Genomic DNA, 1001 nt, shown 5'->3' with positions numbered 1-1001 from the left:
CGGACAGCACGATGGTCGGCCGCGCCGCGTCGATCCGCTCGAGCGCATCGCGGCCCGACGAGGCCACCACCACCGCCGCGCCGAGCGTGCCGAGCGCCGCGGCCAGGCTGGTGCGCGAGGTTTCGTCGTCGTCGACCAGCAGGATCCGCTGGCCGCCGAGGTCGAGCCGCTCGCGGGTCAAGGCGTCGTCGCGATCGCGGCCGGCCCAGAGCACGGCGCCCGAAGGCTGCCAGCCCGCCGGCAGCGCCACCTCGAAGCGGGTGCCGAGGTTCTGGCCGTCGCTCGTCGCGCGCACGCCGCCGCCGTGCAGTTCGGCGATATGCCGCACGATCGACAGCCCCAGCCCCAGCCCGCGCTTGGACGACGCCGGCGAGCCCTCGGCCCGGCGAAACGCCTCGAACACGTGCGGCAGAAAATCGGCCGTCACGCCCTGGCCGGTGTCGGTCACCGTCAGCAGCGCGCGCGCATCGTCGACGCTCAGCCCGATCGTCACGCGGCCGCCGCGCGGCGTGAACTTGAACGCGTTCGACAGCAGGTTCGACAGCATCTGGCGGAGCCGCTCGGCGTCGCCCGAGACGATGCAGGCGTCGAGCGCGCACTGCGTGTCGAGCAGCACGCCGCTCTGGCCGGCGGTCGTCTCGAACGACCCGACCACGTCGTGCATCACGCGCACCAGATCCACCGGCGTCGGGTCGAGCCGCAGCTTGCCGGTCGCGAGCGAGGACGCATCGAGAATGTCGGCCACCATCCGCGACAGCGACCGCGCGCTGCGGTCGATCGCGTCGATCGCCTGGCGTTGCAGCGCGCCGTCGATCGGGTTGCGCATCACCTCGACCCAGCCGTAGATCACGTTCAGCGGCGTGCGAAGCTCGTGCGAGACGACCGCCAGCAGCTCGTCCTTGAGCCGGTTCGAGGTGTCGGCCAGGCGCCGCGCGTCGCGCGCGCCGCGCAGCCAGTGATCGGCGCGGCGGTCGCGGCGGCGCTGCACGCGCGTGTCGCGA

1 protein-coding gene is annotated in these 1001 nt (G+C 73.4%); it reads right to left on the bottom strand.

The window, feature by feature from the left end; all coding sequences use genetic code 11:
- Positions 1–1001, bottom strand: a 1001-nt coding sequence (locus G3N92_RS34250) for a hybrid sensor histidine kinase/response regulator (protein ID WP_206131900.1), incomplete at both ends; no start/stop codon positions are given.

It is taken from the genome of Burkholderia sp. Ac-20379, assembly GCF_017104645.1.
Lineage (GTDB): Bacteria > Pseudomonadota > Gammaproteobacteria > Burkholderiales > Burkholderiaceae > Burkholderia.
Note: the sequence above shows the minus strand (reverse complement) of the source record. Positions and strands in the feature narration are given on the sequence as shown.